Annotated in this window: 18 protein-coding genes; 1 reads left to right on the top strand and 17 read right to left on the bottom strand. The window is 35.8% G+C overall.

All coding sequences use genetic code 11. From position 1 onward, the window contains the following. Positions 1–16 precede the first annotated feature (16 nt). From xerS to ACVR1I_RS05230, 6 genes are all read right to left on the bottom strand, one after another. On the bottom strand, positions 17–1,087 hold the full coding sequence (gene xerS / locus ACVR1I_RS05205) for a tyrosine recombinase XerS (protein ID WP_447442937.1): 1,071 nt from the start codon (positions 1,085–1,087) through the stop codon (positions 17–19). Between the two features lie 112 nt (positions 1,088–1,199). Continuing rightward, positions 1,200–1,706 (bottom strand): 2'-5' RNA ligase family protein, encoded by a 507-nt coding sequence (locus ACVR1I_RS05210; protein ID WP_447442938.1) that lies wholly within the window; start codon positions 1,704–1,706, stop codon positions 1,200–1,202. Between the two features lie 82 nt (positions 1,707–1,788). Further along, positions 1,789–2,721 (bottom strand): metal ABC transporter solute-binding protein, Zn/Mn family, encoded by a 933-nt coding sequence (locus tag ACVR1I_RS05215; protein WP_447442939.1) that lies wholly within the window; start codon positions 2,719–2,721, stop codon positions 1,789–1,791. Between the two features lie 383 nt (positions 2,722–3,104). Then, positions 3,105–4,652, bottom strand: a complete 1,548-nt coding sequence (gene ffh / locus ACVR1I_RS05220) for a signal recognition particle protein (RefSeq protein ID WP_447442940.1) — start codon at positions 4,650–4,652, stop codon at positions 3,105–3,107. 21 nt (positions 4,653–4,673) lie between these two features. Beyond that, entirely contained in the window at positions 4,674–5,006 is a 333-nt protein-coding gene (locus tag ACVR1I_RS05225; protein WP_447442941.1) for a putative DNA-binding protein, read from the bottom strand. A 98-nt stretch (positions 5,007–5,104) separates the two neighbouring features. Next, positions 5,105–5,803, bottom strand: coding sequence for a GntR family transcriptional regulator (locus ACVR1I_RS05230; protein WP_447442942.1), 699 nt, complete (start codon positions 5,801–5,803; stop codon positions 5,105–5,107). A 133-nt stretch (positions 5,804–5,936) separates the two neighbouring features. Here ACVR1I_RS05230 and guaA point away from each other — a divergent pair, with 133 nt between their 5' ends. Continuing rightward, positions 5,937–7,487, top strand: a complete 1,551-nt coding sequence (gene guaA, locus ACVR1I_RS05235) for a glutamine-hydrolyzing GMP synthase (protein WP_447442943.1) — start codon at positions 5,937–5,939, stop codon at positions 7,485–7,487. A gap of 152 nt (positions 7,488–7,639) precedes the next feature. Here the strand turns inward: guaA and ACVR1I_RS05240 are convergent, their stop codons facing one another. The 11 genes from ACVR1I_RS05240 to ACVR1I_RS05290 form a co-directional block, all read right to left on the bottom strand. Beyond that, positions 7,640–8,848 carry a tyrosine-type recombinase/integrase gene (locus tag ACVR1I_RS05240; protein WP_447442944.1) on the bottom strand — a complete coding sequence of 403 codons (1,209 nt, stop codon included), beginning with the start codon at positions 8,846–8,848 and terminating at the stop codon, positions 7,640–7,642. Next, complete coding sequence (locus ACVR1I_RS05245; protein ID WP_447442945.1) at positions 8,845–9,039, bottom strand: DUF3173 family protein; 195 nt, start codon at positions 9,037–9,039, stop codon at positions 8,845–8,847. The genes ACVR1I_RS05240 and ACVR1I_RS05245 overlap by 4 nt, the downstream gene beginning before the upstream one ends. After that, complete coding sequence (locus tag ACVR1I_RS05250) at positions 9,040–11,811, bottom strand: DUF927 domain-containing protein (RefSeq protein ID WP_447442946.1); 2,772 nt, start codon at positions 11,809–11,811, stop codon at positions 9,040–9,042. A 122-nt stretch (positions 11,812–11,933) separates the two neighbouring features. Then, positions 11,934–12,953, bottom strand: a complete 1,020-nt coding sequence (locus ACVR1I_RS05255) for a hypothetical protein (RefSeq protein WP_447442947.1) — start codon at positions 12,951–12,953, stop codon at positions 11,934–11,936. A 4-nt stretch (positions 12,954–12,957) separates the two neighbouring features. Beyond that, positions 12,958–13,476, bottom strand: a complete 519-nt coding sequence (locus ACVR1I_RS05260; RefSeq protein ID WP_447442948.1) for a DUF1643 domain-containing protein — start codon at positions 13,474–13,476, stop codon at positions 12,958–12,960. Between the two features lie 287 nt (positions 13,477–13,763). Beyond that, on the bottom strand, positions 13,764–14,696 hold the full coding sequence (locus tag ACVR1I_RS05265; RefSeq protein ID WP_447442949.1) for a hypothetical protein: 933 nt from the start codon (positions 14,694–14,696) through the stop codon (positions 13,764–13,766). Positions 14,697–14,944: 248 nt separating this feature from the next. Further along, positions 14,945–15,667: a double zinc ribbon domain-containing protein gene (locus ACVR1I_RS05270; protein ID WP_447443017.1), complete on the bottom strand. Its 723-nt coding sequence runs from the start codon at positions 15,665–15,667 to the stop codon at positions 14,945–14,947. Positions 15,668–15,685: 18 nt separating this feature from the next. Beyond that, complete coding sequence (locus tag ACVR1I_RS05275) at positions 15,686–15,955, bottom strand: Mor transcription activator family protein (protein WP_447442950.1); 270 nt, start codon at positions 15,953–15,955, stop codon at positions 15,686–15,688. Between the two features lie 113 nt (positions 15,956–16,068). Next, on the bottom strand, positions 16,069–16,668 hold the full coding sequence (locus tag ACVR1I_RS05280; protein ID WP_447443018.1) for a recombinase family protein: 600 nt from the start codon (positions 16,666–16,668) through the stop codon (positions 16,069–16,071). A gap of 170 nt (positions 16,669–16,838) precedes the next feature. Next, on the bottom strand, positions 16,839–17,147 hold the full coding sequence (locus ACVR1I_RS05285; protein WP_312221411.1) for a hypothetical protein: 309 nt from the start codon (positions 17,145–17,147) through the stop codon (positions 16,839–16,841). A 728-nt stretch (positions 17,148–17,875) separates the two neighbouring features. Further along, positions 17,876–18,682: a DUF6287 domain-containing protein gene (locus ACVR1I_RS05290; protein ID WP_447442951.1), complete on the bottom strand. Its 807-nt coding sequence runs from the start codon at positions 18,680–18,682 to the stop codon at positions 17,876–17,878. Positions 18,683–18,699 lie beyond the last annotated feature (17 nt).

Genomic DNA, 18,699 nt, shown 5'->3' on the forward strand with positions numbered 1-18,699 from the left:
ACATGTATTATGTAATTTACAATTTATCCAAGGCATTCTTTTGTTCGTCATTGACGATATGGGTATAGAGGTCGGTTACCTGTGTTGAAGCATGCCCAAGCTGGTGACTGACCAAGACTTGCGATTTAGTGGCATCATAGAGCCTGGTTGCCAATGTATGACGTAATTTATGGGGGGTAACGCGAATTTTAAAATCTTGGGAGTATTTTCCGACCATTTTTTCAATGCTGGAAGCATCAATTCTATTTGGAGTTCCTCTGTATTCCGTCAAAAAGAGGGCAGTATCTTGTTTTTCAGCCTTATAGCGCGGTGTTCTGATAGCTAGATAGGCTTCCAAGTAGGGTTTGGCAAATCCTGCAACGTTGACGGAATCCCGTTTTCCACCCTTACGGGTCACATCAATGACCATCATTTTGAGGTTTAAATCTTTCAAATCCAAATTAACCGCTTCAGATAAACGAACACCAGAAGCCAGCAGCAAGGAAATGATGGCTAAATCACGTTCTTTGTTCTTTTTAAAGGAAGATTTTGCCCGATTGGATAACTTGTTTTCGTATTCTGTATCTACGTATTCAAGAAATTCCATGGTTTCATCGCCCAAGAAGAGTTTTTGTTTGATGTTCTCAGCTCGTGATGCCAAGGTTTCCTTTTGTTTACGGGTTGCTACCTTTTTCATGACGTTTCGGTAGAAGTAGGGCTCCCCATTTTTAACCTCAACCTCTTCTGTCAGATATTTAAACAAACTGGATAAGGCAGAAAGCGTCCGATTGATCGTGGTTTGGGAAACGCCTTGTTTGGTCGAATAGGTATTCAATGACGGACGTTCTCTTAGATAGAGAATAAAGGTTTCCATGTCTTTTTTGGTTAAATTTTCTAAAATAGAAAGCTCAATATCGGCTAATTTGTCAGCATTTGAAATCCCAGCATCTAAGAGCCATTCAAAAAAACGTCTGTATTCTTTTAAGTATTCGTATAAGGTTGTAAAACTATACGGAACGGTTAGCTTGGATTGGTAGTAATCCAGAACATACCAGGGCATGATTTCCTTTAGCTCTTCAATTTTTTCCAGTAACAATTCACGTCTCATGTATCGACACACTCCAAATTTCTATAATAGTAGTATACCACACCATTATATATTTTTCAAGAAAATTACAGTTTTTCGGAAAGATGTTATGTAGAAGAATACCCTCTCTCTTTTAGAGAGGGATTTCAAACAAGATAATGGATTCCTCATTTGGACCAATTTCTTCTACACAAATGCGGTCAATTACACAGCTATATTCCTCTATGGCGGTTTCTTGCAATTCACTGATCACTTGTGAGGCTGTTTCAGCATCAGCTAACCGTCCCAAGGTAATGTGTGGTACATAAGGAATATCTTTCCTGAGGTGTTTACTCAAGCCATTCTGATACAAGGCATCGTGTAATTCAACAATGTGTTGATTTCCTTTTCTCATTTGTAAGAAAATATATTCCTCAGCTTGTTGCAATCCAGAAAACGTCACTGTAAATGGTCTAAAATCTTGAATATGGTCAATAATATGGTATTTTAAATCATCCTGTGTCATGTCCTCCTCAAAAGGAAAAACCAAGGTAATATGATAGGGAATCAACTCTGCTAAGGGATCGTATTGCTGGCGTGTTTGCTGAATCCACTGATCATTTTCGAATTTTGGAAAACAAAGAATCGTTCTATAAGCCATTATTTCAGCCTTTCTTTTTACATAATATATATTTTGTAATATATATTATGTACATTTGTTTTTTTATTTCAATAATATTACCTTATTTATTAAGCTCTATCAATAAGATGTTCAAATTGGTTTCTAGGTTTTCAAGGTAGCTGTTTTGGTTGTCTGGAGGTGTTTCTAAGGGACTGAGCGTCACAATCTTTGCACCCGTTGCTGCTTGAATGGTTTCAGCAATTTTTGTGGAGACACCTTGTTCTACAAAGATAGTCTTGACTTGGTAGGTTTTGACAAAATCTTGTATTTCCGCGATTTGGCGTGATGTTGGTTCATCTTCTGTTGAAATACCGGCTATTCCGATTTGTTCTAGACCAAATTGTTTAGCAAGGTAGGCAAAGGCTGTGTGTGAGGTTACAAAATAAGGTGATTTTGCTTCTTGGAATTTTGGGAGATACTCTGCAACCAATGTTTGGGCTTCTTGCGAAAAAACTTCTGCATTTTTTTGGTAGATAGCCGCATTGTCAGGGTCAATTTTCGATAATTGGCTGGCAATTACCTTTGCCTCTTCTGCTGCCTTGATTGGATCATTCCAAGTATGGGGGTCGTAGACACTAGCTTCGTCCATTCCTGGCTCTATTTCCATATCTTCCAAGCCTTTAACCTTGTCTAATTTCATTCCGTCTGTTGCCATGATAACCTGGACAGAACTGTCATCTAAGTTGCCAGACAAAGCAGTTGCCCAACTTTCTAAGTTATCTGCATGATAGATAAAGACATCGGCGTCATAAATACTGGCAACATCATTTGCAGAAGGTTCAAAGCCGTGAATACCAGCATTTGATTGAATCATTTCAATTGTATTCAAATCACCACTGACAGCCTTGGTTAGAGCATATACAGGGTAAAAACTGGTCACAATTTTCAATCCTGATTCCTTATCACTGGTTTGAACCGTAGTTTGCTGCCCACAGGCTGATAAGAAAAAGAAAGAAAAAAGGAATACCAGAACCAGATTAGTTTTTAGTTTCATTTTTAACTCCATTAGCATAATAGATATAGTAAATTGGCGAAATAAAATACATGACGAGATAAATTATTCGTAAGAAAATAGATGTACTTGGTTTTGAAATTTTTGATCAAGGTGTTTCTGCAACAAATGCAAATCAAGTGGTACAGGCTAGTAGATATAGTGTCACCAACACTTGCGGGAATTGCCAGAATGTCCCCTAAACAACCATTAAATAAACAAAGAAATACAGACTTCCAACAATGAAAAAAATGATATCAAATTTGAAGTTTTCATATAGGTACTATTTCGAACCAAATGATAACTGCCATCACCTTAAACCTCCATATTTTACCAGTTAAGGATAAGTCCAAGAAAAATTGAATGACGAGCATTCAATTCTCTTTTTATTTGCGTTTTTTCTTGGCTTTTTTGATCTTATTGGCTTGGCGTTTCATGGCTTGTTTCATGGCAAATTCACCAATTTTACCCTTGAATCCGCCACCAAACATTTGGCTCATATCGGGCATTCCAGCTCCACCACCGAAGGCAGACAAATCTGGCATCCCCATGCCTCCCATATCGGGCATATTTGGCATATTTTTCGGAAGATTATTTGGATCAATACCCATTTGACGCATCATTTTGTTCATGTCTCCCGACATGACACCCTGCATCATGGTTTTAGCTTGGTTAAAGTCCTTGATAAATTTGTTGACATCGACAAAGCTATTGCCAGATCCAGCAGCAATCCGTCTTCTTCGACTTGGTGTCAACAAATCTGGATTTTCACGTTCTGCTGGTGTCATAGATGAGACAATCGCACGTTTTCGTGCAATTTCGCGTTCGTCCACTTTGAGATTGGCCAAGGCAGGATTACCTGCCATACCAGGGAGCATCTTCAAAAGGTCTTCCATTGGGCCCATGTTTTGAACCTGGTCCAATTGGTCGATAAAGTCATTAAAATCAAAGGTATTTTCCCGCATTTTTTCAGCCAATTCCGCTGATTTTTGGGCATCGTATTCCTGCGAAGCTTTTTCAATGAGGGTTAAAAGGTCTCCCATCCCCAAGATACGGCTAGACATCCGATCTGGGTGGAAAGTTTCAATATCAGTAATCTTCTCACCAGTACCTGTGAACTTGATTGGCTTACCGGTAATTTCACGAACAGAAAGAGCTGCACCACCACGGGTATCACCATCAATCTTGGTCAAGACAACCCCGGTAATATCCAGTTGTTGATTAAAGGCTGCCGCAACATTAGCAGCTTCCTGACCAATCATACTGTCAATTACCAAGAGGACTTCATTTGGTTGGGCAATGGCTTTGACGTCACTCAATTCTTGCATGAGCGTTTCATCAATTTGCAATCGTCCAGCCGTATCAATCAAGACATAATCATGGTGGTTGTTTCGAGCTTGTTCCAGACCTTTTGTGACAATTTCAACTGCTGAATGGTCTGTTCCCATGTCAAAAACAGGAACATTGATTTGTCCACCGAGCGTTTTTAACTGGTCGATGGCCGCTGGACGGTAAATGTCTGCAGCAATCATCATTGGACGAGCTTGCTCTTCCTTGATCAGTTTGTTAGCCAATTTGCCTGCAAAGGTCGTTTTACCAGCCCCCTGCAAACCAACCATCATAATAATGGTTGGGATTTTTGGTGATTTCTCGATTTCAGCTGTTTCAGAACCCAAAATTTCCGTTAATTCTTCGTTAACGATTTTAACAATTTGTTGGGTTGGATCCAGTGTGTCAATAATCTCATGTCCAACTGCACGTTCTCGAACACGCTTGATAAAAGTTTTTACAACTGGAAGGGCAACGTCAGCTTCTAAAAGGGCCAAACGAATCTCTTTGGTAACCTCTTGCACATCTTTTTCAGACAGCTTTTTCTTGCCGCGTAAATTTTTAAAGACGCCTTGTAGGCGTTCGGTTAGGCTTTCAAATGCCATAATGGATACCGATTTCCTTTCTTAATCTCGATTGTCAATACTGCTTAAAATCGCAATTTTTTCTTGCAAATATGTATCTTCTTTGTATTTCTGAGTAATTTCATCAAAAATTTCACTTCGCACAATGTAATCTGAGTACATGTGCAATTTCATTTCATAAGCTTCTAAAATTTTTTCGGTCCGCTTGATATTGTCATAGACAGCTTGGCGACTCACCCCAAATTCTTCTGCAATCTCAGCCAGGCTATAATCATCAGCGTAATAAAGCTCGATGTAGTTCATTTGCTTGTCAGTTAAGAGTGCAGCATAAAATTCAAAGAGGGCATTCATGCGATTGGTTTTTTCAATTTCCATAAGATTTATTATATCAAAATTCCTCTTATCTTAAAAGCATTTCAGTAGTTTGATATGATTTCTTTTTTTGTTTTAATTACATAATAAATGTTATGTAATTAGTTGTTTTCTAAATAAAATTCAAACCGTTCCGCAGCATACTGACTATTCACAAACTCAAAAGGTTGTCCGTCTTCTAAATAGGATACCTGACGCAATGCTAAAACGGCATCTTTTTTGGAAATTTGCAAATGTTTAGAAACAGTATCACTGGCCAATCGAGCAAAAATGGTTTGTTGGCTGGTACCTATCCGATAACCATTTTCAGACAAGGTTTTAAAGAAATGATTAGTCACATCTTCTTTTTTCATATCCTTAATCAATCGTTCAGGAATACTGGCTACTTCATAAACAACAGGAAGGTCATCTGCATAACGGACACGCTCCATTCGGATAATTTTCTCTCTATCAGATAGGCAGAGCTGCTCCTTCTCCTTTTCATTTGGCAAGGTACGAATATAAGAGAGCAACTTACTAGAAGGTTTTTTCCCTTGTAATTGAATGATTTCTGTAAAAGAGGTCGTACCGCGCATTTTTTCTTGTACCCGCGTATTGGCTACAAAAGTCCCTGCCCCAACCTTACGCGTCAGCACTCCTTCTTCTACTAAAAGGGTTATGGCCTGACGTAGGGTCATACGGGAAACTTGAAAATCATCGGCCAAATCACGCTCGCTAGGAAGACGCTGGCCAATTTTCCAGACTCCTTTATCAATATCATCTCTAATCTGGTCATGAATGGTTAAATAGGCTGGTTTCATAGACATTCCTCGCTTTTCTCTTCTTTATTTTACCAAAATTCTCTTTTTTTCACCATTCTTTCAGCAAATTGTTCGTTTTTGTGTTAAAATAAGATGTGAAAAGTGATATTTTTTCAAAATGAAAGGTAAAAAGATGACGAAACAAGACATCCAAAAAATTATCGTTCTAGATTACGGTAGCCAATACAATCAATTGATTTCGCGCCGTATTCGTGAATTCGGAGTATTTTCTGAGCTAAAAAGCCATAAAATCACAGCTCAAGAAGTCCGTGATATTAATCCAATCGGTATTGTCCTCTCTGGTGGACCAAACTCAGTTTACGCTGAAAATTCTTTTGACATTGATCCAGAAATTTTTGAATTGGGGATTCCGATTTTGGGGATCTGTTATGGTATGCAACTTATTACACACAAATTGGGTGGTAAAGTGGTACCCGCTGGCCAAGCCGGAAATCGTGAATATGGTCAATCAAATCTTCAATTAAAAACTGAATCTGCTCTCTTTAACGGCACTCCTGAAGAACAGCTTGTCTTGATGAGCCATGGCGATGCTGTGACAGAAATTCCTGCCGATTTCCATTTGGTCGGCTTATCTGCTGACTGCCCATTTGCTGCCATCGAGAATACAGAAAAGAAAATCTATGGTATTCAATTCCACCCAGAAGTTCGTCATTCTGTCTACGGTAACGATCTTTTGAAAAACTTTGCCATCAATATCTGTGGTGCCAAAGGCGATTGGACCATGGAAAACTTCATTGAAACAGAAATCGAGAAGATTCGCAAAACCGTTGGCAATAAAAAAGTTCTTCTTGGCTTATCAGGTGGCGTTGACTCATCTGTTGTTGGGGTTCTTTTGCAACGTGCAATTGGTGACCAATTAACTTGTATCTTTGTAGACCATGGACTGCTTCGGAAAAACGAAGGTGACCAAGTTATGGACATGTTAGGTGGCAAATTTGGCTTGAATATCATTCGAGTTGATGCTGCAAAACGTTTCTTGGACCTTCTTTCAGGAGTTTCTGATCCTGAGAAAAAACGCAAAATCATTGGTAACGAATTTGTTTACGTCTTTGACGATGAAGCCAGCAAGTTAACAGATGTTGATTTCTTGGCACAAGGAACCTTGTATACCGACATCATTGAATCTGGTACTGAAACAGCACAAACCATCAAATCACACCACAACGTTGGTGGTCTACCAGAAGACATGCAATTCCAATTGATTGAGCCTCTTAACACGCTCTTCAAAGACGAAGTTCGTGCACTCGGATCTGCTCTTGGTATGCCAGACCACATCGTTTGGCGCCAACCATTCCCAGGTCCAGGACTAGCTATCCGTGTCATGGGGGAAATCACAGAAGAAAAACTAGAAACCGTTCGTGAATCGGATGCTATCTTGCGGGAAGAAATTGCCAAGGCTGGCTTAGACCGTGACGTATGGCAATACTTTACTGTCAACACAGGCGTGCGTTCCGTTGGTGTTATGGGAGACGGACGTACCTACGACTATACCATTGCAATTCGTGCCATCACTTCTATCGATGGAATGACAGCTGACTTTGCTCAATTGCCATGGGATATCTTGAAGAAAATCTCAACCCGTATCGTCAATGAAGTGGACCACGTCAATCGTATCGTCTACGACATCACCAGCAAACCACCAGCAACTGTTGAGTGGGAGTAAGTCAACCTCTATTCCAATCTTTTTTCAATTGATTTTATAAGGATTTAACGTTAAGTTATTTTACTTATCGCAACTTTTAGTTAACTTATTCCCTGCCTCTATCCCTGCTTTTAACCCCCAACGCTAACCTTTATGCGTTGGGGGTTATTTGTTTATTTTTTCTTTATGCTTTGGTTTCCTTTAAAATTCACCTTACTTTCTATACTATACTTAATAATAATGTCGTCCTCTATAGCCTGTGCTACGCTTTCGTCATTCCTAGACCATAGGTGGGCGTAATGTTTTAGCGTTATCTCAGGACTTGAGTGACCCAATCTTCTTGAAATCACTAGGACATCAATGTTATGCTCATTAATGAGATAGCTTGCATGACTATGCCTTAGCCCCTTTGCTTGTATTGGACGGACACCGCTAATATTGGCATGGCGTTTGATAATTCTATTGATTGTCGAACGGTAGAGGGGTGTTTTAGAATAACTGAGAATAAAAGGAGATATGTGCTGTTTTTCCTGTCTTTGCTTCCATTTCGTCAACAGTTGAACAGTTGTATCATCTAAAGAGATGATACGTTGACTACTTACGGTCTTCGTATAGTTTTTTACTTCATATTCTGCTCTTCCTCTTCTCTCCAAAGTCCCATGTATCCGTAACTTTTTATTTTCTAAGTCTACATCCGTCCACTTTAGTGCTAACCCCTCAGACACTCTAATTCCAGTCATATAGTATAACCAAACTGCAATAAAGGACATGTGTTCATAAAGGTCATCGATGTAGAAGCTTGTCAGTACTTTTTCAAACTCTTTTTTAGTCCAATAAGCTACAGTTGTTCGTCCTTTAGAAATTGCATCCGTTTGTTTGGATATATTCATTTCGAGGTACTGTATTTTGACTGCATAGTCTAAAGTTTTTCTAAACGCTCCATAAATCATAGAAGCATAGCTTTGAGAATATTGGTCATGGGTTAAGAGATAGACTCTAAATTTCTCACAGTTTGTTAGCGTGATGTCCCGCAGCCTAATTTTCCCAAACCTCTGAACTAACAATTTTAATGCAGGTTGTTTAGAAATCCATGTCCCTTTTTCAACACTTTTCTCATACATTGGCAAATAGTGTTCCTCCATAAACCGTTCATAGGTTATATCATAATCGCTGTACCTTTTCACTTTATGATATTCTAATTTAATTTTGGTTACTTCCTCGTAAGCTTCTTTAGCTGTACGAAATGGATTTCCTTTTGTTGATTTAGAAGATTTTTTCTGAATTCGTTTCCCTGTAATTCTATCTACTCCCAGTTCTACACTATAGTAATAGAACCCAGTCTTATCATTTTTAAATACACAAGGATACTTTGTTTTACTCATCTAACTTCCCCCTCAAGTTTTACTCCTATTACTTTTTCTACAGCATACGCAGGTACAACACCACAACGTTTATTGAGGTAAAATTCATACCCATTTCCCACAAGCCAAGCTTTAGCTTGTTTAATAATGCCTTTGGCTGTATGTTGTTTATAACCCAGTTTCATTAATACTGTGTAATCTATCATTTGCATTTAATACTCCCTTAATATCCCAAATTCCATGGCAGTTCTTTTCCATCCTGCTGGTAGTTCTATGCAGTACATAGGAAATCGGTTACTTTCAATGATGAGATATTTTGTCATTCGTCGTTTATCGGTAACCAATTTATCTTGACTTTTCAAAAACTGAACTGCTTTTTCTATGTTAGATATAGAAAAATCTTTTTTCAGTACTTTTTCCATCTCATCTCTAAAGAAGAAAGCTCGGTACGTCCCTTTGTTCTGCTTAATAACTCCTACCTTATTTCCCCCTCTACTATAACTGTCCTTAATATGGAATAAGTTAGAATGTGACAAGGTATAGGCCACTAATTTATCATACAAATTATTTGGGATTTCTCCTCGTTTATCTAGTGCTACTTTTTCCGTCTCCACTAAAAAGTCACGTACTTTTTCTACAGTGATGTCTATGTTCAGCAATTCTTTAATTAAAATTGCTGAAGTATAGATTATAGCATAGGAAGCACCGATACGAGTTTTAAATTCAGTATCTGGAAGTTTTTCCAATAATTCAGTATATGCTGAACTATATACTTCACTTATGTAATGAACTCCTTTCTCATGTTTAAAAAGTTTTGTCATGAATGTATCGCTAGCCACTCCATAACACTGTGAGCATTTTAATTTAATTGCGTCAGCAACTTCTCCATTTTTTGACCACCCCATATCTGATGTTAATTCTATATAGCGCATATGTAGTCCTTGATTGGAGTTTAGATATTTTGCCATAGGAATTTCTGACGTGGTAGCAATCACAGTGTTAAATCTAAATTGCTGATTTAAGGTCGAAGCTGAACTTAATCGCAAGCGACTTTGTCCCTGTCCTATCTGATATAATAACTCTGAGAGGTCAGTCGTCTTAGAAGCTGATAACTCATCTATGGTAGTTACAACCCCTTTATTTTCATTCAGTATAGCAAGCAAAGCATTTTGCGTAGCATTAAAAGAAAATATAGTATTCACTGGATTAGCGTAGATACTGTTGATTAAATGAAGGGCTGTTGTTTTACCGCTAGTAGATTTACCATAGAAATTGATAATTAAACTACCGATATCTGGCTTATCTGTAACCGATAGATACCCTAAAATAATGGAACTGAATCCTACGCATAAAGCAATCTCTAGATTACTATCTAATACGTTATCTACTACCATTTGTTTCCATTCTTCAAATACTCCTTTGGTTGAAGTTTTAAAGATTGAATCTTCCGCTAATAGACTTAATTCGCTATCACCATAGCTTCTATTCAGTCGAAATGTTAGTCTATTTTGCTGATTTTTCTTCCATCCTATGTAGGAATGTGTATTTTGAATAGGCGCACAATTTATCTGATAATTCAAATATTCAATTACTTTTTGTGGCGCTGATGCCACAATAATTCCATAATTTGTCAAATCAGATATTTTATAAGGCGATAAAGTACTAGCTGATATTTTCTGAGTACCTTTCCTATCTTGAATGAGATACTGTAACTCATATTGAAATTGGTTTGTATCAACATTAAGAAAGCTTTGTGATATAAAGAAAGGTGTAGATGAAAGAGTTTCAATCTTTTTATCACTTAATTTCTTAATTCCTGATTTACTAATCTCATAGTCCCCGTAAGTATATTTTTCTCCTGCAAGTAACCCATCTAAAGTTGGAACTTCTTTACTTGAAGATTTTGCTCCTACTAGGAATTCTTTAGGACACGGGTATTTAGTCATAAAATCTTTAATTGTTTTACTGGAACAACTTTCATGAAGACACTTAAACCGACATCTTCCATATTTAGTAATAGTAAAACTTGCTCCATAATTGTTATTAGAGTGATTTTTTAATGGACAACATTTGAATGGGTAAAGTTCATTACCATATTCGTCTTTTTTAGGTGTAGAGAATTCAAAATTATAATGCTCTAACCACTCCTTTCCTCTTGCTACTATGTAGGGAATTTCTTCATGGACTTCTGGATTGTAAACTACTACTTCTTTCTCCTCAAGAGAGTCTCTTAATAGTTTAAGTAATAAATTTAAGTCCTCATTATTTAAACCATCTGGTATCTCGCTAGGTATTTTTAGTAATTTACTTTGGCGATATGGCCTTTCAGAAATATCCTCCCCTTTACAATTGACAGTTCCATACAGACGTGTAATACGACTAGGATTATATACTGTAGTATCAATTTTAGATTCTTTGTTTGAGAATTTCTTAGAAAGCAAGTGCAAAAACGCCTTTACCATAACTTTTGCACTGTTTGCTGGTATAAAGTTTAATGGAACTAATAAGTGCATACCATTTCCTGAATCTGCAACAATGATATTTTTTTGTGCGAAGCCATTAGTCTCAAACCATTCTAAAATATTATTAGTCATCGTAATAGCTGATTGCTTTTCTGTTTCTGTAGCGCAGGTGCCACTTGGTCGTTCTGGGTCTACATCAATCAACATAAAACGATAGGAGGAAATATTGCTATCTTTGATTGCTATGCTTCCTGTTTCACAGTCATCATCAATCTCATTGAATGTTGTATAGCAAGCAATCTTTATATCATTTGACACAACTGTAGACACATCAATTTCATCAATTTGACACACTTGATTTTCAGTTTTTCCCTCACCTAATAGGCGCAAGTTAATTTTACGAATACCATAATCGCTTAATACACCTATAGTTTTTTGTACTTCTGATATAATCATATCTTGCGATATTTCATTTCGACGCACTTGACGCACGTAATTGGTAGCAATATTATTATCTTTCATGATAAGTACCTCTAAAAAATTTATTTCCTTTTTTTCAAAAGGTACATAGATTATAAGACATCTTTATCATAAAAAAAGCCCTCTTGCATGGGTATAGGAAGAGGGTTGACAATATCGGATTTTTATGATAAAGGGAAGAAGGGTATTAGTTTATAAGGAATATCTTTATTTACAAAACAGTCTGCGATATCCTCATCTATATATCTATAGGCTTGCTCTAAAGGTTGAATCCATTGATATTCCTCTAGGTCTTTTCTTACATGTGTTTTTTTAATAGCATCTACTAATGTAAGTGATTTGCTTGAAATTTGACTACTTAGATAGGATTTCTCCTCAATTTCCTGTCGTAGCCTTGGTGAAATGTTAAATACAAATAAACTTAAAATTAGCTCCTCGGTCTGTTTCCTTTCTTCAGGTGTCATCTTTTTTAGATTGTCAAATACTTCATTTTCCTTTAGAAGTGCTTTATCTTCATCTTTTATAAGAAATACTTTTGTATTAACTGACTGCTCAAAAGATTTAGAAACTATAAGTTTTTTCTCTTGAACGACATCTCGGTAAAAATTACTCTTTTCTATATATTTTTCTTGAAGTGATTCAAAGTATTCGGAGGAATCCTCAGATAATTCTAGTTCATCAAGTCCGAAAATAAGCATTGATAATAAAAAATCATCTTTTAACAGACTATCCCATTTTTGAATGACTAGTTGTTCCTTTTCATACGCAAAAGTACGACTAAACATTAGATAAAAATCATTTAATAGTCCATTTAAATTATAGAATGAAACGAGCATAAATAGAAGATAAGCTACTGGTTTGGGTACTTGGGTATCATCTATATTATTGCGATTATACTTTACATATTTATCTAATTTACTCAAATGATCTAGTGCATCGGGAAAACCTTCCTTGTCTAGTCTCTTGATAATATCCCCAAATAACTCAGGGTAATCCTCTTGAATTTTTTTTGAGCTTTTCAGAATGATAATGCAAGCAAGTAACCTTCTGTAAAAAGAATTATTATGCTTAGTATAAAAATTCCCTACTGTTACTTTTCTTACCATTATCCCTTGTTCAGATTCATTTTGTCTTTTATTCACATAAAAAATATTTTCTTTTATTTCTCTTATTGTTATCGTCATAATGTTATTCCTCCCTATTCATAGTATACCACTTTTCTCTTACTTGACTAGCTAATGGATGAAAACAATTTTCTTGATGCTTATCTGTTAAATACTTGATTCTTTCATTCAATTGATTATTTTCTAGTAAATTGTATACGTCGCTGAGTCGTTGAGCCACTTGTTTATTTTTAAAAGGTAATGAGCCATAAGCAAATATTACCTCGGATGATTCTTTCACGCACTCTAATATGTGGTCGTCATTATCCACATTAGTCGCTTTCAAATAGTTTTTCTTATCAATCTTATATTTAGAAAATAAATTAACACTATAGAAACCTCCATATCCTAACTTATGAATATTGTTAGTTATCAACATCATAGTCATATCATCTTCTACTAAATTACTAGAACTGGGATAAAGAGTCAAGACTGTTACCATGGGTTTGTTACTCCATTGTTTACTTAGAACATAGCGATGATGTCTATTACTGGACTCTATAATTTCTATTTTGATGCTAACATTTGACTGTTTTTTTACCATTGAATTCCTCCTCTTTAGCTTAATTTTAACTGGTGTAAAACATTGTTGGGTTAACAGTAGAGTGACAATATCAAGTGCTAATCTTACTCTCCTTTCTAATCTATGATATATTAACATAGTCCTTTTTGTTACGTACTGCCGTGACAAAGGATATTTTTATCTTTTATGACAAGTTATCACTTACAAAATAGCACATATTAAAGGACACAGCACTTTTTGATATGCTGTGTCCTTATTTAGATAGATTAATAGTATATGTAAATTAAGTTTTTGAATCCTAGTCCCTCCTATTCCACAATACCAAAGAAGTAGGTCTTGATAGTACCTGCGTAACGGAGGTAATATGCTCTCCACTCATTATCAAGGAAATCACTACCTACATAGTAGGCATAAGCTCGAATGGATAAATCATTTAAATAGTTATAAGTCCATTGGTCCATAACATTGAGGCGTTCACCATCTATGTCTGTATTCTCACGGAGACGTTGCATCAAAGTATGAGGGTCGTCTTGATGTCCAGCTGCTTTCCCATGAAGGAGTCCCACAAGGTCACCACGTTGATTTTCTGGATAGATAGTTCCGGCTATTGGTTTATAGCCTTGAAGCTCTGGTGGTAGAGGGGCAATATCGGTCATATCAACAGGGTTAACATGAGCAGCAGCCGCTGCTGCAGCTTGCTCTTCAGCTGCTTTTTGAGCTGCCGCTGCTTCTGCTGCAGCTCTCTCTTCCTGAGCTTTCTTGTCAGCTGCTGCTTTAGCTTCAGCCGCCTTCTTATCTGCTTCTGCTTTAAGAGTGTTAACTTTTTTAGTCAAATCTTCAGCTTCACGTTTAACGAGGAGATTGCTATCTGTATGTAATTTCAATTCTTCTATGATAGATTGGTAATCTTCCGTCTTTTTATTTTTCAAGATGTCCGAAGCTTTGATAATTACCTCTAAGTCTTCTTTCAAAGCTATAAATTCGGGCAGTTCCTGCAGGTCTTTAGAGGATTTTTCTAGTAATGATTTTAATGAATCGTACTCATCTTTCTGCAAAAATTTAGTCATAGATTTTTCAAAAGATTTTAGTTCTTTCTTTACTTTTGTTTCTTGATTTTCTTTTACAAAAACACCATTGGTGTTACCATCAGAGTTCGATGATACATAATAGATACCACTTGCGCCGACAATAACAATACCTGCAGTTATAAGACTTTTAATTATTTGTGCTTTACTTTTCATTTCTACTCTCCTAAAAATATAAATTTATAATAGTACAAAATATAAGATAATTTCCCAATTTAAGTATTCTCTTTTAATGAGTTCTCACTATAAATTTATTAAGTGTTTTCTTAATAGATTATATCACATTATTATTTGTATTTTCACTCCTTGTTAGATAAATGATATAAATACCATCAATTTTTATAAAGGAAACAATAAAGAAACAGCACTATAAAGTACTGTATTTCTAGGTATGACGACATTTACTAGTTACGATTGCTAAAGTCTAGGAATATTTTCCAATCTTTTGGAAGTTGCTCACCATACTTCTCTTTTCGATAATATAGATAATTTGCCTTACGACCAACTAAGAAACAAAATAGAATATTTAGAATCATTCCGAAAAAAGGTAATAAAGCTGTTGCACAAACTATTAATGCCAATTGCCACAAACCTTTTGACACTAACCAAATTGGGCAAATAAGAAATGATGGCCAATTAAACTTTCCTTGATATTGTTCATTACTATTTTCTATAGCAGAAAACTCAGCTTGATAATATTGAGGGTAAGAGTTGTAGGAAGAATCTGTATTCTTAAAACGAGATGTTTCTTTCTCACTTGCTTTACTATTAACTCTTACACCACATGATGTACATATTTCTTGTTCCTCTCTAGTTTCAGCTCCACAATGCTGACAAAAATTATGAGCGTTTAAAGGTTTAATACCACAAGATGTGCATATTTCAGCTTTCTCATGAATTTTACTTCCACAACCTTTACAGAACATATTAGTACTTTCGTTCCCATCAGAACTGTTAGATTCAATTTTTTCAAGATTAACTCCACATGCTACACAAACAACTTGTTCTGGATTTATGTCAACTCCACAATTATAACAGTATGCATTTCCAACTTGTGGATTCACCCCACAACTTAAACAGTAGTCAGCATTTTTATTTACTTCTTTACCACATGTTTTACAAAACATCTTTTTCACGCTCCATTTTTATTTTCTATGATTTAATTCTTGTATAACTCTATTAATATGCCTAGTAGAATAGCCATACTTCTTTGCAATGTCTCTTGAATTAGTTCCGTCATACTCGGAAGATACTATTCTTTGTAACCCGTCCTTTGATAATAATCTCATGGGGAAACTAATATAAGCTCCTTTGTAATGAGTGTATAAACGAAAAGCATTTTCTTTCCCTATTAATATAGCTAACTCCATATAAAGTTTACTCCAATCATCAGGTTTTGTCTCTTCTAATGCCATTCTTAATTTCTCCTATATCTAAATTAAACTATCCTTTCTAAGACAAATCAATAGTATAATGACCTAGACAAAAGTTTCATAAAAGTCTGATATTTGTCATTAAGTATTTCTCTTTATCTCATTCTTTTTTGTATAATATAGACTGTCTGCCTTGATATACCGTTCTCTTTAGCTATTTGTGTAACTGGTAGTCCTTCTTCAAGCATTCGCTTAATATTTTGATAGATTAACCTATCCTTAGCATTTTTAGCATTTTCATGATACTGTATGGGACGTCCCTTATAAACTCCACGCTGTTTAGCTAATTGGATTCCTTGGCGTTGTCTTTCTAAGATTTTTTCACGCTCATTTTGTGCTATATATCCTAATAATGATAGAAACATATCAAACATTGCTGTATCTAGTGTATTATTTCCTGTATCGAAATTTAAAAAAGGCGCATCAAGTATAGTTAACTTGATGCGCTTTTGCTGTAATTGTCTAACGATTTCTTTTATGTCTTGGTAATCTCTACCTAATCTATCAAGAGAAGCTACTATAATTTCATCACCTTCTCTTACAAATTTCAATAGATTCTCTAATTCCTTACGGTTCATATCCTTACCGCTGACTTTTTCACTAAAAACTTTATCTGCACAGACTTGTCTCATCATTTCAATTTGCCTGTCTAAGTTTTGGTCTTTAGTAGAAGCCCTTATATATCCTATTTTCATCTGTCCTCCCTTTTTTGTCATGTATTTTTTACAATTTCTATAGATAACTTACCTAACTGATTATTGTCAATTATAGGTACACTTATTTTAGACGTTTTTATTTCTTTTTCTTTAATTCGTTTGAAACAGACTTAGCAATTAATGCTATCACTTCTAGAACCAATGTTAGACTAAACATCTTCTTTCCCTTTCTGTAAAAATTTATATTCTAGTAGCAGATGTTCTTTTACTATTCCAACTAGAATGCCTGTTTGAGTAGCATCTAGTGAACTTATAAAGTAGATATAGAATAGGCCATACATGTAACCATCTACTTTAACCCTCTTCTCTAGAAAAAGATTGAGATACTCACTAGGAAGTAAATCTATATCTAATTCTATAAAGTCAAAAACATTACTCTCGTTGCTAATGTCTTCAATTTGAATCTCCCCTTTTATATATTTAGATAAATAATTTATAACTATTGTTTTTTGGTTCATGGAGCCTCACTTTTCTATTCTTAAAATATCCCTGCCTATTTCCCTGCCACATTCATTATTAGCTATTGATAAATCTATTACTTATGCTATTTTTTAATTATTGAGTGGGAGTAGAGATTATTTACTCAAATAACCGCATGAAATCATTTTTTCAGCGGTTTTTTTATTTATTATAGAACTGCTGACTTGTTTATAGACAGCTACTTTTGTCATTTATGGTTTGTTGGAGGGTATCGGAGAAGAACTGAATGCCTGCTAAAGTTACTGAAGAAGGTTCAATACAGCTGTTCAATAGATCGAAAAAGTGCCATGTTTATTCCCCCTTTCGTACAAAAGTAAAGTAAATCTGTTATATATCAACAACATATAGTTTACATTCTTACTGTTCAAAGTATAATCATATAGCAATTCTCTTCTTTTAAAAAAAATCTCCTAAAAATATTCATTTTTAGGAGAAAAGCTAAGTAAATAATCTGTATTGTATGAACTTCAATGAAGTAAAAAGGGGGTATTTCTTTCAATGGAAATCAATCTTTGACGAGATAGATTGATGTCCAAGCTAACAAAATTTAAAGTACCACCCAAACAAGTTCATTAGTAGAATGTGGTGAACTTGTTTTATCTCATCCTAAATTAAGCCAACAGCAGTCCAATTGCCAATCAATTTAAAAAAATTATTAGAGATAAAAAAACACCCTTGGAGCTTCTCCAAGAGTGATTGTATTCGTTTATGGTGTGTATACGATAAAGCCGTCAGCATCTTCAATAACGCCGTTTTGATAAATACGGTAGATATGGCCTTCTGTGCTTTGGACAACATTAAAGGGATTGACATTTGTCCGATTGTAGTTATCTTCAATTACAGTCCAGCCAGACTCACCAAGAATGGCATTGGCGTAATCAATTGTTTCTTGACCACTTGAGAGAGTTACCCCACTATTTACTGGCTTACTTGGCTCAACAGGAGCTTCTGTTGAGTCAGATACCTTATAGTAGACAATAAAGAAATCCTTAGATAGCGCATTCTGTGTTCCAACCATTCGGTCTTGTGTTTTGTCTGAAGTATCACTATGCCCTGGCTCAAATAGTTTTTCTGGAATAGTCACATTTTTAGGAATCATTAGCAGTTGAAAACCACCGACACTAGTCTGAGGAGAGACACCCACACTGTAAATATGATCTTCAATCTGTCCCGCTGATGTGAACGTGTGGCCACTCACAAAACCAGATTGATTAAAAACAAGGACACTTCCATTTTGGTTTTGCCATGTTCCAGAAATGCTGGAGTAATCGCCTTTTGCAATTGCTTGAAGGTCCATTCCTGTTGCGACAGGAGTTTGCGCCTGACTTGTTGCTGCCGTCGTTTTGGATGTATCTGCTGGAGTCGAAGACGCTTTGGAGACAGATTGACTTGTTTTTGGTTTATTGGATGATGCAGATGGTAGTTCTTTTGCTTTTTGAGAGCAGGCTGTTAGTAAACTGACACATACAAGGCTGCTAACGGCTAAGAAACGAAGGCTATTTTTCTTTTTCATGGTATTTTCTCCTAAAA

This window comes from Streptococcus cameli (genome assembly GCF_053207365.1).